General features: G+C 64.4%; 14 protein-coding genes. 6 read left to right on the top strand and 8 right to left on the bottom strand.

Annotated features, from left to right (window positions below):
* Positions 1 to 39: 39 nt before the first annotated feature.
* On the top strand, positions 40 to 531 hold the full coding sequence (locus I6F33_RS21060; RefSeq protein ID WP_225144041.1) for a DUF411 domain-containing protein: 492 nt from the start codon (positions 40 to 42) through the stop codon (positions 529 to 531).
* Positions 532 to 768: 237 nt separating this feature from the next.
* On the opposite strand, the gene I6F33_RS21055 is transcribed toward I6F33_RS21060, so the two are convergent.
* From I6F33_RS21055 to I6F33_RS21030, 6 genes are all read right to left on the bottom strand, one after another.
* Entirely contained in the window at positions 769 to 1,176 is a 408-nt protein-coding gene (locus tag I6F33_RS21055) for a GFA family protein (RefSeq protein WP_225144040.1), read from the bottom strand.
* Between the two features lie 131 nt (positions 1,177 to 1,307).
* A complete protein-coding gene (locus I6F33_RS21050) occupies positions 1,308 to 2,387 on the bottom strand; it encodes a Cj0069 family protein (RefSeq protein ID WP_225144039.1) in 1,080 nt (359 codons plus the stop codon).
* A 142-nt stretch (positions 2,388 to 2,529) separates the two neighbouring features.
* Positions 2,530 to 3,312 carry a sulfite exporter TauE/SafE family protein gene (locus I6F33_RS21045; protein ID WP_225144068.1) on the bottom strand — a complete coding sequence of 261 codons (783 nt, stop codon included), beginning with the start codon at positions 3,310 to 3,312 and terminating at the stop codon, positions 2,530 to 2,532.
* A 220-nt stretch (positions 3,313 to 3,532) separates the two neighbouring features.
* The gene (locus I6F33_RS21040; RefSeq protein ID WP_036005846.1) at positions 3,533 to 4,117 is read right to left on the bottom strand and encodes a DUF1254 domain-containing protein; all 585 of its coding nucleotides are present in this window, start codon (positions 4,115 to 4,117) and stop codon (positions 3,533 to 3,535) included.
* Positions 4,114 to 4,692: a DUF1214 domain-containing protein gene (locus I6F33_RS21035; protein WP_225144038.1), complete on the bottom strand. Its 579-nt coding sequence runs from the start codon at positions 4,690 to 4,692 to the stop codon at positions 4,114 to 4,116. Before I6F33_RS21035 ends, I6F33_RS21040 begins: the two co-directional genes overlap by 4 nt.
* A gap of 10 nt (positions 4,693 to 4,702) precedes the next feature.
* A complete protein-coding gene (locus I6F33_RS21030; protein WP_036005842.1) occupies positions 4,703 to 6,991 on the bottom strand; it encodes a transglycosylase domain-containing protein in 2,289 nt (762 codons plus the stop codon).
* A gap of 293 nt (positions 6,992 to 7,284) precedes the next feature.
* Between I6F33_RS21030 and I6F33_RS21025 the strand changes: the two genes are divergently transcribed.
* The 5 genes from I6F33_RS21025 (at position 7,285) to I6F33_RS21005 (ending at position 14,214) form a co-directional block, all read left to right on the top strand.
* Entirely contained in the window at positions 7,285 to 7,794 is a 510-nt protein-coding gene (locus I6F33_RS21025) for a YcgN family cysteine cluster protein (protein ID WP_225144037.1), read from the top strand.
* Positions 7,795 to 7,931: 137 nt separating this feature from the next.
* Positions 7,932 to 9,065: a patatin-like phospholipase family protein gene (locus I6F33_RS21020; RefSeq protein WP_225144036.1), complete on the top strand. Its 1,134-nt coding sequence runs from the start codon at positions 7,932 to 7,934 to the stop codon at positions 9,063 to 9,065.
* Positions 9,066 to 9,076: 11 nt separating this feature from the next.
* Positions 9,077 to 11,098 (top strand): S8 family peptidase, encoded by a 2,022-nt coding sequence (locus tag I6F33_RS21015; protein ID WP_225144035.1) that lies wholly within the window; start codon positions 9,077 to 9,079, stop codon positions 11,096 to 11,098.
* An 11-nt stretch (positions 11,099 to 11,109) separates the two neighbouring features.
* Positions 11,110 to 12,432, top strand: coding sequence for a hypothetical protein (locus I6F33_RS21010; RefSeq protein WP_109144371.1), 1,323 nt, complete (start codon positions 11,110 to 11,112; stop codon positions 12,430 to 12,432).
* Between the two features lie 198 nt (positions 12,433 to 12,630).
* The gene (locus I6F33_RS21005) at positions 12,631 to 14,214 is read left to right on the top strand and encodes an MDR family MFS transporter (protein ID WP_225144034.1); all 1,584 of its coding nucleotides are present in this window, start codon (positions 12,631 to 12,633) and stop codon (positions 14,212 to 14,214) included.
* Position 14,215: 1 nt separating this feature from the next.
* Here I6F33_RS21005 and I6F33_RS21000 read toward each other — a convergent pair whose 3' ends face one another.
* Positions 14,216 to 15,865, bottom strand: a complete 1,650-nt coding sequence (locus tag I6F33_RS21000) for an alpha/beta-hydrolase family protein (protein ID WP_050995889.1) — start codon at positions 15,863 to 15,865, stop codon at positions 14,216 to 14,218.
* An 83-nt stretch (positions 15,866 to 15,948) separates the two neighbouring features.
* Entirely contained in the window at positions 15,949 to 18,441 is a 2,493-nt protein-coding gene (locus I6F33_RS20995) for a GAF domain-containing protein (RefSeq protein WP_225144033.1), read from the bottom strand.
* Positions 18,442 to 18,473: the final 32 nt, after the last annotated feature.

Here is an 18,473-nt window from a genome sequence, read left to right as displayed (position 1 = left end):
TATGTCAGGGCGACGGAGTGACAGAAGAGGAAGCCGAAGATGAAGCTGAAGATGAAGCAACGCGCATACCTGATGACCCGCCGGTCCCTTGTCGGGCTGATGGCCGCGGCAGCTTTTGCAAGGCCCGCCGCGGCGGCGCCCGACGCAGCCACGCTCACGGTGCACCGGGATCCGAGCTGCGGCTGCTGCGCCGGCTGGGTGCAGCATCTGCGGGACGCAGGATTTACCGCCCAGGTGGAGGAGACTCCCGACCTCGAGCCGATCCGGGCGCGTCTCGGCGTCCCCTCGAACCTGGTCGCGTGTCACACGGCAGAGGTCGCCGGTTATGTCGTCGAGGGGCACGTGCCGGCCGCGGCCGTGCGACGCCTCCTCGCGGAGCGTCCGAGCGCGAAGGGACTAGCCGTGCCGGGCATGCCGGTCGGATCGCCGGGCATGGAAGGCGGCAAGCCGCAGCGTTACGAGGTCGTGCTGTTCGGTGCCGACGGTCAGAAGCCGTTCATGCGCTTCATCGGCGCGCAGGAAATTGATTGAGAGTGCTGCGCGAGGCTAGAGTGCGATGACATGAGCCCTGATCGCGCAACGACGGAGGTGCGCTCCCTCTCCCGCTCGCGGGAGAGGGTTGGGGAGAGGGTGCTTCCGCAATGGGACAATCCCCAAGAGGAGAAAGCCCTCACCCGGCGCTTCGCGCCGACCTCTCCCGCAAGCGGGAGAGGTTGCACCGAGCCCGTGGCAATCGATTCAACCTAAGGTCATTCCGCCTAGCCACCACTACGGCTGCGGCGGATAGCGCTCGAAGGCCGGCAGTTCGTGCGCATGCTCCATCCAGCGCAGGCGCTCGGCGACCTGGATCTGCATCGTGGCAGGCACGGCCTCGGGATCGTCGTAGGTCGCGCTCTGGATGTCGATGACCCCCGGCAGCATGTTGGCATTGACGTAGAACAGCCCGGTTCCGCACGCGCTGCAAAAGTGCCGCCGCCCGTGTTCCGAGGAGCGGTAAACCTTCGGCTCGCCCTTGGTCACCTTGACCGCGCCCTCGGGGTACATCGTCCAGCCGACGAGCGGAGCCCCGGCGTGAAGCCGGCAATCGCGGCAGTGGCAAAGCGCGTGCACGATCGCCTCGCCCTCGACCTCGTAGCGGATTGCACCGCAGTGACAGCCGCCCGTGATTTTGCTCATGCGTTCCTCCGATCGAAGATGACTTCAGATCGATAGCTCTCGAGCCTTTTGGCTTCAACAACGCAACCAATTCGAGATTGCGTCCTACTGTCGCCTGACAGCTGCTGCCATTTCCGACGAGCGCGACCAGGCTAAGTTCGCGCCCGTGTGCGCTCGATCCTCATCAGCCGTTGCTTCACCGTCCACGCGATCGCAGCCGGCGCCTCCTCGGGGATCGCAAAGCACGAGCTCGCGTTGATCTCGCAGAGCACGTAGGTGTCTGCGCCGGCCGCATCTTTCGGCCCGTACAGGAAGTCCGCATCCCAGATCACCGGCAATGACGACTCATCGATGCCGAGCGTTGCCATCATCTGCGGCGTCCATTCGTCCTCCATCGCTCCTCGCAGCGCCTGGAATGGCGGAGCATCAGGCCCGTGCATGATCCGCGGCCCGGGCTGCGCCTCAGGCGCCTCCGGTCCCTCCGGCGGCGGCGGGATCAGCGCCTTGATCTTCTGGTGTCCGAAGCCTGCGACTTTGGCGCCGCTCATGTAGCAGCGGATCATGCCGTCGGGCAGGCGCGGTTGAAACGCCTGGTCGATGATGCAGCCGCCCCAACCGAAATAGGGCTCGCACCGTGCGAGCAGCGCATCGATCGGCATGTCCTCCGGCGTGCTGCCGCGCTGCGCATGCAGCACGCGAACCATGCCTTCGGTATCGGGCAGGGCCTCAACCTTCCAGACCCCCTGGCCGCCATTGCCGCGGTTCTGCTTCAGCACGCGCGGGCCGCTGGCACGAAGGCGCGCCGGAAACTGGCTGCGGAAGCTTATGGCGGTGTCATAGCGGTGCGTGTCGGCGCCCCAGCCCAGATGCCGTGTCCGGTAGAGCACCTCCTTGACGCCCATCTTCAGAATGATGTCCGGATGCGCGCTCACCCATGGCCCTCGCGCTGCGACGTCACGCAGCAGGGCGTCGAGCTCGGCGCGGGTCTTGCCCTGGTGGATCGGATCGACCCAGACCAGCACGCCGTCGGCTGCAAGCAATTGGTCGCGGATCGCGCCGGCAAAGCTCTCGTCGTAGATCACTGGGAAGGCGTCGATGCCCGCGGCGGCGAGCGCCTCGAAGACGCGGACGAAGCGGCTGTTCTGCGCCGTCGCCTCGCGCCGCGCGACAATGTCGCCGCGCGAGAGGATGGCGATGGTTCGGAGGGGAGAGGGGTGACGGTCGGTGTCCATGCGCAAGCTCCACGGAATTGCGTGCTGCGCAGAGCTTGGACCTGGGTCTCACGGGGAGTCTGCATCGTCCCCACGCGGACCATTTTACGTGAGATGGCCTTCAAGTTTCAAGAGTGGTCCCGCATAGTCACCCTGAGGCAGCCTACTCATGCCGCCAGATTCTCACCGCCGAAATGACCAGGATCACGGCCAATCCCGGCAGAAGAATCGAATTCGGGACGACGCCGAGAAGCAGGCCGCCTATGAATGTCCCGACGACCGACCCGATGGCCATTGCAAGCATGAACTGCCAATTCGCGCGGAGCACCGAAAAGCTCTGGTCGCGACTATAGCGCGCAAATCCCACCAGCATGGTCGGCAGGCTCACCGCGAGTGAGAGACTGCCTGCCAGCTTCACGTCCGCGCCGAACAACAGGATGAGGGTGGGGATCAGGAATTCCCCTCCGGCAACGCCGAGCAACGATGCCACGATCCCGATCGCAAAGCCCGCTGCTATGCCCGCGACGATCAGGCTCACGCCTGTCAGCGCCGGTGGGGTTGCCGCCTCGTTGCCATGTGCGAACAGAAGCATGCCGGCGATCAGGAGCAGCAGGACGGCAATGATCCTGTAGAGCGTCCCGGACTCCAGACGCGTCGCCCAGGATGCCCCCGCATAGGCGCCGACGAGGCTGCCCGCCAGCAGGTTCAGGATGACCGGCCAATGGGCATGTATCTCCGCGAACGGAACGGCGCGTGCGCGAAACGGCAGTGCGCTCGCCACCACGATCAGGCTCGTCGCCTTGTTCAGAATCACGGCCTCGAGGCCGCGAAATCCGAACAGGCTGATGAGCAGGGGCAGCCGAAATTCTGCACCGCCGAGACCGATCAAGCCGCCCAGAGTGCCGATGATTGTGCCCGAGCCGAACGCGGCAGGATTGTTTCGCATGGACACGGAAAGATGCGCCAAAGACAACACCCGCGACGGACGGCTCCGTGCGGGTGTGATCAACTCTCGATGATGCCAGTATGCCCCTGTTTTGCCCGACGAGTCAAAGGTACGCACGCGTCCCCGGCGGTATCGTTGCGGTCGGCGGAAGAGCGTAATGATTTCAACGCCCCGCTACTGTGCATGGGGTTGTTTTCGCACTTTTTGTTGGCGGCCGCGCTCACCGCCGGCTGCGCGGTGCCTCGGCCTTGGCCGGCGGCTCGGTCTGCGGGGCGCAGGTCGCAGCCTGGAGCGAGCCTTGCGCCTGCTGCATCAAGCCGGGCTCGGGCGCGAGCGCCTTCATCAGGATCAGGCCGGTCGTGGTCGGGGAATCGATGATCAGGCGGTCGGCCGCGGTGACCTCTTCGTCCTCCGGCAGCTCGCTATGCTGCGCTTCCGTCATCAGGTCGAGCTCGATCACCTTGCGGCCCGCGGAGCGGTCGTTGATGGCGTAATAGGCGATCTCGTTGCGGGTGTAGAACGACACCGAGGTGTAGGCCTGGCTCACCGGCACGGTGAGCTTGATCGGCCCGCCAGACAGATCATAACGACAGATCGCCAGCGCGAAGGCCGGATCCATGAACGGCATCGGCGAATTGTTGGGATCGGCGAGGGGAAGCTGGGTGACGGCGTTCACCCTGGTCATCGGCGTCAGCCGCGAATAGGCATCCTGTGTGGCAATCCGCGGCAGCGCCAGCACGCTGACGAGATGGACCACGAGGCCCAGCACCACGCCGGCGACGACGGTGAAGACGAGCCGGATCATGAGCAGCCCACCGTGGTGATGCTCGGCATCGGCGCATCGCGCTGGGTGCGCGTTCCAACGCCGACCGGCGTGTCGTAGAGACGCAGCATCAAGGCGTAGCGCTCGATGCCGCCGGTCGGCAGCCAATTGCCGGCGCGCGAGCGCGAGGCGATCCGGATCTCGAACGAGCCGTCGGAGGAGCGCACGATCTCCTGGCTGGTGAAGCCGTAGCGCTGCAGCGAATTGGCGACGAGATGGCCCTTGCGGTCGTAGAGCGTCAGCGTCCAGAACCGCGCCGGCGGCATCACGCCGGAGACGACCACGTCGCAGCGGCCGTCGAGCGCCTTCTTCCTGTCGTCGGTGGTGGCGGTGAAGGCGACACCGTCGCCGGTGCCGATCGGCAGCTCGCCGTTGCGGACGATGGTGGCGCGCGAATAGGGATCGACGTCGGCGGTGCCGGTGCGCGGCCGTGCCGTCCAGGGGCCGATGGTCAGCGCGCCGATCTCGGTGCCGCGCGTCGTGGTCATCCACGTCGCGCCGACGCCGACGACCGTCGCGAGAAGAAGCGCCGTCAATGTGGTCAGGATCAGCCGCACTTGCTTTCGATCAGTTCTTGCGCGGGGCAGAGGTGTTGGCGTTGTCTTCCGCATAGTTCTGCGGGAAGGCGAGCGCGCTCGTCGACGAGGACGGCCTGGCCGGCTTGCTGTCATTCGCCGTCGATTTGTTCGCGGCCTTGGCCGCATCATCCAGCAGCTTCTCGACCCGCACCAGGATGTCCGCGCCGCGCTTGGTCAGCACCGGCGGCGGACCGGGCTTGGTCTCCAGCACCTTCGGCGCCGCGTTGGCCTGCGCGTTGCTCACATGCTGCGGCGGCAGCTTCTGGCCCATGCCGATGCCGGGAATCTCCCGGACCTCCACGCCCTGATGCGCCACGAGCATGATGTCGTGCCAGGTCTGCGCCGGCAGCGAGCCGCCGGTCATGCGGTTGGTCGGCGAGTAATCGTCGTTGCCGTACCACACCGCGCAGGTGAAATTGCCGGTGAAGCCGACGAACCAGGCGTCGCGATAGGCATTGGTCGTGCCGGTCTTGCCCGCGGTCGGAATGCCGTCCAGCGCGGCGCGCCGTGCGGTGCCTTCGCTGACGACGTGGCTCATCATGCCGGACATGTCGGCGGCGACGGAAGCCGGGATCGCCTGCCGCGGCTTCGGGCCGTCGCGGTCCCAGCGCCAGACCAGGTCGCCCGCGCCGGTGCGCACTTCCAGCACCGCATGCGGCGTCACCGCCTTGCCGCGATTGGGGAAGGTCGCGTATGCGACAGCGTGCTCGAGCACGTTGACCTCGTCCGAGCCGATCGGCAGCGACGGCGTGTCGGGCAGCGGCGCCTTGATGCCGAAGCGGCGCGCGACCTCGACGATCTTGGCGCGGCCGACCTTGGCGGGGTTCTGCGTCTTGGGCTCGTTCTTCCGGCCGATCTCGATCGACAGCTTCACCGGCACGACGTTGATCGAACGCGTGATCGCCTGCGTCAGCGTCACCGAGCCGGAATAGGAATGGCCATAATTCTGCGGGCACCAATTGCCGATGCAGACCGGGCCGTCGACCACGATCGAGTTGGGCGTGTAGCCGTTCAGCAGCGCGGTGGTGTAGACGTAGGGCTTGAACGAGGAGCCGGGCTGGCGATAGGCGTCGGTGGCGCGGTTGAACTGGCTGGCGCCGTAGTCGCGGCCGCCGACCATCGCGCGGATGCCGCCGTCGAGATCGGCGACGACGGTCGCGGCCTGCGTCGCGTGATAGTCGCGGCCGAACTGGCGCAGCTGGTTCTCGACAGCGTCTTCGGCCGCCTTCTGCACGTTGGCATCGATCGCGGTGCGCACCACGAAGACGCGCTCGGTGTAGGACTTCGGGAAGGTATCGACCAGCTTGCGCATCTCGTCGAAGGCGTAGTCGAGATAATAGTTCGGCGAGGCCTCGTCGCGGCGGTCGACCGCGAAGGCGGGGTTGCGGCGGGCGCCGAACACCTGGCCCTCGGTCATGAAGCCGGCATCGACGAGGTTGTCCAGCACGACGTTGGCGCGCGCGCGGGCGGCGGGCAGGTTGATGTGCGGGGCGTACTTGGTCGGCGCCTTGAACAGGCCGGCGAGCATCGCCGCTTCCGCCAGCGTCACGTCGCGCGCGGACTTGTTGAAGTAGAAATGCGCCGCGCCGTCGACGCCGAAGGTGCCGCCGCCCATATAGGCGCGGTCGAGATAGAGCTTGAGGATCTCGTTCTTGGTCAGGCGCCATTCCAGCCAGATCGCGAGGAAGGCCTCGTTGACCTTGCGCTCGATGGTGCGCTCGTTGCTCAGGAACAGGTTCTTGGCGAGCTGCTGGGTGATCGAGGAGCCGCCCTGGCGCACGCCGCCGGCTTGCGCGTTGGTGACGAGCGCGCGCGCAGTGCCGGCGATGTCGATGCCGAAATGCTCGTAGAAGCGGCGGTCCTCGGTCGCCAGCGTCGCCTTGATCAGCACGTCCGGAAAGTCTTCCAGCGGAATGGAGTCGTTGTGCTTGATGCCGCGGCTGCCGATCGGGTTGCCGTAGCGGTCGAGGAAGCTCACCGCGAGATCGGACTTCTTCAGCCAATCCTCGTCCGCGGTCTCGCGGAAGGCCGGGATGGCGAGGGCGAGCATCACGACGAGGCCGCCGAGCCCGAGGGTTGCGGCCTCCGAGAACGGCTCGATGAACACCCAGCGCTTCCACCGCCCGACATAGAAGCGGTCCATGAAGGTCGAGTAGCGCTCGTAGAGCTCGCGGATGCCCTTGGCCGAGGAGAACAGCGAGGAGTCGATGCGCGCATCGAGATCCAGGAAGAAATTCCGGATCCTCTGCTTCCAATGCGGTGGTATGATCTGGCGCACCTAGAACCCTTGCGGCTTGCTTCGAAAGCGTTCAAGCACCCGGCCGGGGCGGCATCGAGACGTCTTGCGGGTATGTTGCGGCAAACCCAAGGCGCCCGGCCAGCATCCGAGGGACTTGCTGTTCCTTCTAGCCGAGCGGGGCTCATAAACCAATGGCCACGCTCGCTATTTTGAACAACAGGCCTAATTGACCCCCGGTTCATTACGGGCCTCAAAGGGGCCTCGCTTGCACCATTGCCGCCGCGCGCCCTAGATGGCGTTGCCGTAGCTCTTTCGAACTGTTGTTGAGGCGCATGACCGCAGCTCCCAAACGATCTCAAGGCCAGGAAGGATTCTTCTGGAAAACCAAGACGTTGGAACAGATGTCGGGGCGCGAGTGGGAAAGCCTGTGCGACGGCTGCGGCCGCTGCTGTCTGAACAAGCTCGAAGACGAGGATACCGGGCAGATCTACTTCACCCATATCGGCTGCAAGCTGCTCGACGGGACGAGCTGCGCCTGCAAGGACTATCCGAATCGTTCCGACAAGGTTCCGGACTGCGTCCGCCTGACCCCGGCCAATGTCCGCACCCTGAACTGGCTGCCGCCGAGCTGCGGCTACAAGCTCGTCGCCGAAGGGCGCGACCTCTATTGGTGGCATCCGCTGGTTTCGGGTGACCCCAACACCGTGCACGAAGCCGGCGTCTCCGTGCGCGGCCGCGTGGAGGGCAACGAGGAGGAGGTCCCGGACGAGGAGCTCGAGGACCACATCGTGCAATGGCCGGCGACCTTGCCGAAGCGGGCGCGCCTGAAGAAGCGACCTTGAACAGCTGTGCGCAGCGGTCGCATGCAGATGCGCTTCACATTCAGGGGTTGAGGTGCTAAGCTGGTTGTAGATTCTGCTATGGCTATATTCAGGTTGTTTTGAATTGCTGAAGGTACCCTAGGATTTTTGGGGGCCCCATGATTTCCGATCCGGTTCACCCGATACCGACCGACGACGAGAACAAGCCGCTGGAACCAGCCACTGCGCTCTGCCTTTCCGGCGGAGGATATCGCGCGATGGTGTTTCATGTCGGCGTCCTGTGGCGCCTATATGAAACAGGACTGCTGAAGAACGTCAGGCGCATATCGAGCGTTTCCGGCGGGTCGATCACTGCCGGCATGTTGGCGCTGGCGTGGCCGGGCCTCAGCTTCACACCCGACAGCGTCGACAGCGATTTCATTCCGAAATTCGTCGCGCCGTTGCGCGCCTTCGCCGGCATCACAATCGATGCCGAGTCGGTCATCCTGGGCGCGCTGTTACCAGGCAGCATCGGCGACCGGATTGCCGAGGCGTATGACGATCACCTGTTTCGCGGCAAGACTCTGCAGGATATGCCTGACGAGCCGCGCTTCGTGATCAATGCGACGAACGTGCAGTCAGGCGCGCTCTGGCGCTTCATGAAGCCCTATATGCGCGACTACCGCGTCGGCGAGGTGAAGAATCCAGAAATTCTGCTGGCGCAAGCCGTGGCGGCGTCCTCCGCTTTTCCTCCGGTCCTCTCTCCCTTCGAATTGCGCCTCAAGGACAGCGATTTCGTGCCCGGTACCGGGCTCGACCTGCAGCGGCCTCCATTTACAACGCGCGTCGTTCTCAGCGATGGCGGCGCCTACGACAATCTCGGCCTTGAGACCGCATGGAAGCGCCACCAGACCGTTCTGGTCAGCGACGCCGGCGGCAAGATCGAGGCTGAGGAGGAGCCGGAGACGGACTGGCCGCGGCATTCCTACCGGATCCTCAATCTGATCGACAATCAGGTGCGTTCGCTGCGCAAGCGCCAGGTCATCGACTCCTTCAAATCGGGAACGCGCAAGGGCGCCTATTGGGGCATCCGCACCGACATCGCGAATTACGGGCTGGCCGATGCTCTGCCGTGTCCTTTCGAGCGTACATTGCAACTTGCGGAAGTGCCGACACGTCTGAAGCGGTTGGACGCGACGACGCAGGAAAGACTGATCAACTGGGGCTACGCCGTGTGTGATGCAGCCCTGCGCAAGCATCTCGCGGCGGTCGGGCCGCCGCCCGCCTTTCCCTATCCGCAGTCTGGTGTCTGAGGAAGACGACAATGGCGGACGACAAGGGGCGTAAGCGGCGTGCAAAACCGCAAAGCGGCACACCCAAGAGCCGCGGGCCGACTTGGCCGGTCTCGGCCGACGGAAGACCCAAGCAGTTCTCCGTTCCGCCCGAAGTGGTCGAACATATCCTCCTGGGTCCCCGCGACGACAGGCGCGTGCTGCAGGACTCGCCGCTGCTCGGCGATGTCTGGGCGGCTTACGCTCTCGATCCGGGCATCGCCCAGGACGTTCTGATCACGCCGCACAAGAATGCGACCGCGGTGAGCGTGGCCCGTACCATCGCAGGCGCGCTGAAAGTGCCGGTCGAATCTGCGCCGCCTGGCCGGCCTCCAACAAAGGCCAAGGTCGCCTATTTGCAGGGGCTCGTCGGTGCGCGGCTCTATTTCGACCAAGTGCTGCGCATCCTGGTGCCGCGGACACAATGGTGGCGCGAGCCGAAGGTGGCCGAAAGGATCGAAGGCGTGGATGCCGGCGATAATCAGGGGACGATCAAAAAGTTGCTCCAGCAAGGGCCGAAGAGATCCAACGCGCTGCGCGAACGCACATTGGACAATGCCACGTCGCTCCAAAGGTATATCGCGCTCGCCGGATTGATTTACTGGATTTGCAAGCTGGAACGTCCCGTCGGTTGGGACGAACCACTGGAGCCACTGACCTTTGAGCAGGCATTGGAACGATACCGGGACTATGCTGACGAGATTCTCTCCGGCATGTTCGCACTTTATGAAGTAGTCAAAGCGGGCGAGAATGCTCGGCAGCAGAACGACGGCGTCGATACCAGGAGCGAGCCGGCGGAAGAGAGACCAACTTGTATTTTCCAGGTATCGCTCAACCGATCGGCCGTTCCCGCGCTCGATCGGTCGGTACCAGCGGTCAAGGCCGACGCTGCGAGGTCGCTGTTCAACGTCCAGTGCAAGAACATCGTTTGGGCAGTTCTTGATTCCGGTATTCAGAACAATCACGACGCGTTCATGACGTCCGGCGAGAAGCCGACGTCGCGTGTCAGGAAAATCTTCGACTTCACGAATATTCGCGAGATCGTTAGCAGTGAGACGGGTGACGTCGATGCTCAAACCCGCGAAAAGCTGATCCGAACGTCCGGGCTCGCTGAAGCCGAGGTGGACGTCAATCTAGAGAAGATTGCCGAAGACTTCGAGAAGGAGCGCCCCATCAACTGGGCGACCGTCGAAAGGCTAATCACGGTCAAGAGGCCGGATCCAAACGACAAGTCTGAAAAGCTGCCCAGTTCGCACGGGACCCACGTTGCCGGAATCATCGGAGCGGACCAGAAGGACGGCAAATACGCTGGCGGCATGTGCCCGGACATCGGACTCTACGATTTCCGCGTGCTGGGTGCGAGCCTGGAGGAGACCGAGTTCGCCGTTATCGCTGCCATGCAGTACATCCGTTACGTCAACGAGCGGCACAACTACATCATGATTCACGGCGCGAATCTCAGCCTCTCAATTCCCCATAACGTGCGCAATTTTGCATGTGGGCGGACGCCGATTTGCAACGAATGCGAGCGTTTGGTCGAAAGCGGAGTGGTGGTCGTGGCCGCAGCGGGCAATCGCGGCTTTCAGAAATTCGAAACGAAGGACGGTCCGTTCGAAAATTACGCCGCCTTCAGTATCACCGATCCAGGAAACGCCGAGGGCGTCATCACGGTTGGATCGACCCACGGGAATTGGCCGCATACATACGGAATCAGCTTCTTCTCGAGCCGCGGTCCAACCGGCGACGGCCGCGCGAAGCCGGATCTCGTCGCGCCCGGTGAGCGAATTCTATCGACCGTTCCGAATGATGATTGGGCTCCGGAATCGGGCACCAGCATGGCGGCTCCCATGGTCAGTGGAGCCGCGGCGATGCTGCTCGCCCGATACGAAGAGCTGATCGGGCAGCCGCGTCGGGTCAAACGCATCCTGTGCGAGAGCGCGACGGATCTTGGCCGCGAGCGCAGCTTTCAGGGGCACGGCATGCTCGACGTGTTGCGGGCTCTTCAATCGATCTGAGGAGGAATGCGATGCATTTTAGCCTTGACGTCTTGCGTGCCCGCAAGGGCGATTGCCTGATCCTTCATTTCGGAACAGCTGACGATCCGCATCTGATGCTGATCGATGGAGGACCTGCCAAGGTCTATAAGCCACATCTGGCGCCGAGAATCGCGCAGATTCACCGTTCGCGCGAATTGGAGCCGAATGATCCCTTGCCGATAGACGTTGTGATGATCAGTCATATCGACGACGATCACATCAGGGGCATTCTCGAACTAACGGCGGATCAGCTGGGCAACAGTCCCGATCTCCGTCTGAAGGTCGCCAGCCTGTGGCACAACAGCTTTGACGATCTGCTTACGACTGCGCCTGAAGAACTGTTGTCCGGATTTGGGCCGGCGTCATTCGAGGCAGGCACTGCGCGCAGGCCGGATTTTGACGCAATCGAGCCCGACGAAGAATCCGACGAGGAAGAGGTGCATCAGACGGTGGATGTTCTCGCCGGCATTTCGCAAGGCCGTCAATTGCGTGATGATCGGGAAGTCTTGCAACGTCGGTCGCCGGCACGTCGGCAATGGAAACTGAACCACAAATTCGACGGCGAGCTGATCGTCGCAACCGAGGATACGGAAGCGGTGACGTTGGATGGCGGCCTCAAGATGACCGTGGCCGGACCGATGCAGCCGGAATTGATGGCCCTTCAGGAGGCCCACGATAAATGGCTGCGGGAGCAAAAGCAGGGGAAGAAAAGCCCGGAAGCAATGCTGGCGGCATTCGTCGACAAGTCGGTGCCCAATCTCTCCAGCATCGTCGTTTTGGCTGAAATGGGCGGCAAGAGCATGCTGCTGACCGGCGACGCGCGTGGCGACAAGGTCTTGGAGGGACTTGAGCTAGCCAGGTTGCTCGCCCCCGGAAAGACGCGCCACGTCAATCTTCTCAAGGTGCCGCACCACGGCAGCGACAACAATATGGAGACGATCTTCTTCGAACGTCTGCCTGCCGATCACTACGTCTTCTCAGGCGATGGCGAGCACGGTAACCCCGAACGAGCGACCCTGGAAATGCTGCTGAAAGCACGGGGCGTCGACGCCGAATACACAATCCACCTGACCTATCCGATTGACGAGATCGATATCGAGCGCCAAGCCGACTGGGAAAAGGAGCAGGCGAAGGAAAAGGCGCGCAAGAAGAAGAATCCGGCAACCAAGAAGCCGGTTCGAGAAAATTGGTCGCCGGAAAAGCACAGCCTCGGCGCTCTGTTCCGGAGCAATCCCAAGTTCGGCAAGAAAGTGGTCATCGTTGATCCCGGCAAACCGCATCTGATCAACTTGCTGGACCCGATCGAGCTTTAGTGGGCTGGGGGCACTCAGGCTCCAAGTAGTACCTCAATACGGCGTCGCTCCGCCTGTCGATCACGGAGCCGCGAGGATGCGTCGGTGGGATGCACCCATGCGCCGCGGTGCCTGCCCGGGAAGAAATTTCCCCTCTATGTTGGGCTGCATAGAACGAATCCTTGGCGGTGTTGCACCGCGTCACGACGTCCGATCGAGATGAACAAGTTCGACCGGCAGAGCAATTCTGCCGATACCCAGACATTGCCTGACGATATTGCCGAAGAGCTGTCCCGCCTGCCGAGCGAGGTCATCAGCGTCGACGATGCGCCCTCGATCGCCCCGCCGGCACCGCTGAGCTCGGATGAGGTCCGCACCATCGTCATCAGCCTGATGGTGACGATGTTCCTGGCCGCGCTCGACCAGACCATCGTGGCGACGGCGCTGCCGACCATCGGACGCCAGTTCCAGGACGTCTCCAATCTGTCCTGGGTGATCACCGCCTATCTGCTCGCCTCGACTGCGGTTGCGCCGGTGTTCGGCACGCTCAGCGACATCTACGGCCGCCGCGTCATGATCATCATCTCGCTCAGCCTGTTCGTCGCGGGCTCGGTGCTGTGCGCGATCGCGCCGAACATGCCGATGCTGATCCTGGCACGCGGGCTTCAGGGCCTCGGCGGCGGCGGCATCATGCCGGTGGTGCAGACCGTGATCTCCGACGTGGTGAGCCCGCGCGAGCGCGGGCAGTACCAGGCCTATTTCTCGAGCGTCTGGATGGTCGGCGGCATCCTCGGCCCGGTCATCGGCGGCGTGTTCGCGGAGCATCTGCACTGGTCGATGATCTTCTGGATCAACCTGCCGCTTGCGGCCGCAGCACTCGCATTGCTGCTGCCGAAGATGAAGAAGATCCCGGTGTTCCACCGCAAGCGCAAGGTCGACTGGCTCGGCGGCCTCTTGCTGATGGCGTCCGCCGTGGTCTTCATGCTGGTGCTGACCTGGGGCGGGACGCGCTATGCTTGGCTTTCGCCGACGGTGCTGGCGATGGTGGGCGGTGCCGTCGCGCTCGCGGTGACCTTCGTGTGGCACGCCCGGCGGGCCGACGAGCCGTTCTTGCCGCTGCCCTTGTTGACGGGATCGGTGGCGCCGTTCGCGCTGACCGCGGGCGGCTGCGGCCTCGGGGCGATCACCGGCCTGACCGTGCAGCTGCCGCTCTATTACGAGCAGGTCTATCATCTCACCGCCAGCGAGGCGGGGCTTGCGCTGATCCCGCTCGCGGCGGTCTCGACCGTCGGCGCGGCCGTCGCCGGCCGCACCATGGCTCGGGCCAAGCACTACAAGCGCGTCGCCATCGTCGGCACGTCATGGGCCGCGCTGTGCGGTCTCGTTCTCACGGTCACCACCTTGCCGCTCTGGGGCCTGCTGCTGCTGATGGCCGCATTCGCGCTGGGACTCGGCACGACTTTTCCGGTGTGCGTGGTCTCGCTGCAGAATTCGGTGGCGCGTCCGCAAGTCGGCACCATCACCGGCGCGATGAACTTCTTCCGCTCGCTGATGTCCTCGTTCACGGTGGCGGCCTTCGCCGCGATCCTGCTCATCGCGCTCGGCACCGACGTCCCGCTCGCCGGCGAGCATCACGCCGCGGGCGCCGTCGCGATACCCGCCGACGACATGCGGCACGCCTTCCGCTACGTGTTCGGCGCCGCCACCGCGCTGATGACGATCGCTGCGCTGTGCCTGATCGCGATGGAGGAGCGGCCGCTGGCCGGACCGTCGGCCAAGCAGCCCGTGGAGATGGCCGAGTAGGCTAGCCGCCTCGATCGGCGTAAGGCTCGTTTGCGACATTGCCCTCGGCGGCCTTTCGCGCCGCCGCTGCAAGATGGGTCTTGAGCTGCGCCAGCGCGTCGGGGGACCAATCATGGACATCGGTGACGGCGACCCAGGCATCGACGTAATGTTCGGGCGCATAGACATGGCCAAAGCCCATCGGCGTATTGGTCGCGACCGCCATGTCGAGGGCGAGCTGCAGCATCGTCACGACTGGATACCATCGCAGCTCCGGTGACACATCCGGCCCGCGCGGCGCCGTCATCCAGTCAGGGGCCCGATAGGCGTCGTGATAGGCGAAGAAGGTGATCGCGTCGCTCGCATATTGCAGATAGACGACGCGCATCGGACCCCAGGGCGCATCTGCCGGCACCGTCGGTCCATTCTGGTTCATGAAGCGCACGAAGCGGCCGTCGCGGAATTCCGGCAGCCAGGCCGGCGTGCCCGGATTGCGGTTTGCCGTGATCGAGCGCCAGATGCGACTTTCGAACGGCGCGCCGCTCAAAAGTGCGCCCGCAATCGGATCGCCGATCATCTCAAACAGCTCTGCGGATTTTTCCGAGTTCATCGCGCCGAGGCTCAGTCCGTGCAGGTACAGCTTCGGCCGCCGGTTCTTCGGCAGCGTCGCCCAGTAGCCGTAGATTTCCGAAAACAGGGCGCGCGCCGCCTCTGCACCGGATTCGGGCTGAAACAGCAGCGTCAGCGGACTGTTGAGATAGGAATACTGCATCGCGACACTGGCGACGTCGCCATGGTGGAGATATTCGACGGTGTCCATCGCGGCAGGGTCGATCCAGCCGGTTCCGGTCGGCGTAACGACGATGAGTGTGTCGCGTTCAAACCCGTGCTGCCGCTTGAGCTCGTCGAGCGCAAGCCGGGCGCGCGCTTGCGCCGTCTCGGCGCCGCCAAGGCCGACATAGACCCGCACGGGCTCCAGCGCGGGCCTTCCTGTAATGGCGCTGATCTCCGTTGCGGTCGGCCCCGAGGCAATAAATCTGCGCCCCATGCGTCCAAGCTGCGTCCACTTCACCAGCGAGGCGGCACTTCCCGTTCGTTCGGGCGCGGTCGGCTGCGGCCGCTCGGGCTCGAGCAAGGCGTCGACTTCGCGAAAGGACACATCGAGCGCGTTGAACGCCGTGCGGATCAGGACATTGCTGGCGATTGACCAAAACAACAGGCCCGCGGCGAGCACGCCGATGACGTTCGCGATCCTCCGCGGAATGACGCGCCTCGCACGCGCGGCGATGAGGCGCACGGCAAGCGCGAACAGCCGCGCCAGCACCAGCAGCACGACGAACGTCATCACGGCGATGGCGCAGACCTTGAGCGGATGGGCGGTCTCGACTGGCGCCATCTTCATCACGGTGCGGATCGAGTTCTGCCATCCGGCCGCCCGCCACAGAAAAACAATGACGACGAGCAGGCAGGCGGCCGCCACCAGCGCGTTTGCGGTCGATCTCAGGCGCGCCGGCGGCTCGGGCAATTCCAGATAGTGCCACAGCCAGCGCCAGACGTTGCCGGCGAGATAGCCGATCCCGAAGCAGGCGCCGGCGATGGCGCCCTGCGTGAGATAGCTCCGCGGGATCAGCGTCGGCGTCAGCGCGGCTGCGAAGAACAGGGCACCGAGCATGAGGCCGACGCCGGAGAACGACAGCAATTGCCGCTGAATGAGCCACGCCAGTTTGCCGAAAGCACCCACCGCGCGATTCAACCTCAGCTATTGCCTGACAGACCACTCTTGCGCGGCAGCACGATCGTGAATTCAGTAAACTTGCCCGGCTCGGTCGCGACGTCGATCGTGCCGCCGTGCTGCTTCACGACGATGTCGTGGGTCATCGACAGCCCGAGGCCGGTGCCTTCGCCGGCTGGCTTGGTGGTGAAGAACGGATTGAACATTTTCTCCTTCACATCGTCGGCAATGCCGGTGCCGTTGTCGCGGATCGTGATCTCGACGTCATCGCCGCGATCGCGCGTCGCGGCGGTCACAATCGGCTCGTAACCGGCGGCACCGTCGGCCTTGCGCCTGATGACCGCGTGGAAGCCGTTCGAGATCAGGTTCAGGAGCACGCGGGTGATTTCCTGCGGAAACACTTCGGCCTGTCCGGCCGCTGGATCGAGCGCGCGCTTCAGCGTCACGTGGAATCCGGGCTTCTCGGCGCGTGCGCCGTGATAGGCGAGATTCAGGCTCTCCTCGACCAATGCATTGATGTCGCTCAGCCCATGCTCGCCGCCGCCTTCGCGCGAATGCAGCAGCATGTTCTTGACGATGGAATCGGCGCGGCGGCCGTGCTGCACGATCTTGCCGAGGTTGTCCTGCAGAAGCCCCGTCAGCTCGTCGACCTCGCCGCGGACGTTCTCGGGGAGCGGGACTGGCGCGAGCACCCCGTTCAGCTCCTCGGTCAGCTCGGCAGACAGCGAGGCGAAATTGTTGACGAAGTTGAGCGGGTTCTTGATCTCGTGCGCGATGCCGGCCGTGAGCTGGCCCAGTGACGCCAGCTTCTCGGTCTGGATCAGGCGGTCCTGCGCGGCGCGGAGATCATCGAGCGATCTGGCGAGCTCGCTGGTGCGGTCCTGAACCTCGTTGAACAGGCGCGTGTTCTCGACCGCGATCACGGCCTGGTCGGCAAAGGTCTTGAGCAGGTTGATGGCTTTGTCCGGAAAATAACCGGGCTCCCGCCGCGTGACGGCGATGGTGCCGATCGCAAGGCCATCGCGCAGCATCGGCACCACGAGGATGCTGCGATAACCGCGTGTTCGCGCCAGCTCCTTCATGGCCTCGGTAAGATCAGGCTCGTTCTGCATGTCGCTGCGGAAGGCATACTCGCCGCTGCTCGCCACCCGGCTGTGAATGCCCGATGAGGACAGCGGCGTCGGAAATGAGTTCAGCAGATCCGCATTGCCGGCCTCATTGTCGGTCGTGAAGGCGGCCAGATGCAGCATGCCGTCGACGACGCGGGTGACGGTGGAGGAGTGCGCTCCGATCAGCGCCTTGGCGCTGTCGGAAATGGCCTGGAACACCGGCGTGACATCGGACGGTGAAGCCGCGATCACCTTGAGAATGTCGGCAGTCGCAGTCTGACGTTCCAGTGCTTCCTTGGTCGCGTTGAACAGGCTGACATTCTTGATCGCGATCACGGCCTGGTCGGCGAAGGTCTGCAGCAGGCGCACATGATGCTCGGCGAAGTTGCCGGTCGCGCGTCGCGTCGCGGTGATGATGCCGATGGCTTCGCCTTCGCTCATCAGAGGCGCGAACAGCATGCTGCGATAGCCGCGGGCCCGCGCGATGTCGCGCGCGGCCGGCTCGACCTCGGTGTCGGGCAATTGCGCCGCGGTACCATTGGCCACGAGCTGATAGGGCGGGAATTGTGCGAACGGCACCGGGAACGAGGCCTGGAGCACGCGGTCGCCCGCGGGATCCGTCGGGGTGAATGCCGCAAGGTGCACGGCGCCGTCGACATAACGCAGCACCGCGGTGGAGAAGCCGCCGATCAGCCGGTTGGCGTTGGTGGCGATGGCCTCGAATACCGGCTGCACGTCGGACGGGGAGGCCGCCATCACCTTCAGGATATCGGCCGTCGCGGTCTGGCGTTCCAGCGCCTCCTTCGTCTCGTTGAACAGGCGCGCGTTCTCAATCGCGATCACGGCCTGGTCGGCGAAGGTCTGCAGCAGCTGGACGAGGTCGGGCGCGAATGATCCTGGCTCGGCGCGGGTGACGCTGATCATGCCGACCGGCGCGCCCCGGTTCATCAGCGGCATGAATAGCACACTGCGGAAGCCGCGCAGCCGCGCCAGCTCCCGGTTCAGTTCAGGGACGTCGGCCGCCTCGCTGTCGGGAAACTGGATCGTCTGGCCCTCCCGCACGAGGCCAAAAGTCGGGAAGTCCGCGATCTTGCGCGGGAACGACGCCTTGAGCCCCGCGTCCGCCTCCGGATTGGTCGGCGTGAACGCCACGAGGTGAAGCTCGTCGCCGATGAACTGAAGCACGGTGGCGGAGAAGCCGCCGAGCAGGCGCTTTGCGCTGGCGGCGACCGCCGTAAAGACCGGCCGCGCATCGGACGGCGAGGCCGCGATGGTACGCAGGATCTCGGCGCTGGCGCTCTGGCGATCCCGAGCCGTCGCAAGCTCGGCCCGCAGCTGCGCAATCTCGGCGGTGGCCGACCGCAATCGGCGCTCGAGTTCCTCGATTTCCTGCAAAACGGTCGTCATTCCCGGTCCAGCTTGATGCCGCGGCGTGCGCG

Origin of the sequence: Bradyrhizobium sp. BRP20 (assembly GCF_020194215.1) — a bacterium.
Taxonomy (GTDB): Bacteria; Pseudomonadota; Alphaproteobacteria; order Rhizobiales; family Xanthobacteraceae; genus Bradyrhizobium; species Bradyrhizobium yuanmingense.
This window is presented reverse-complemented; position numbering and strand designations above follow the sequence as displayed.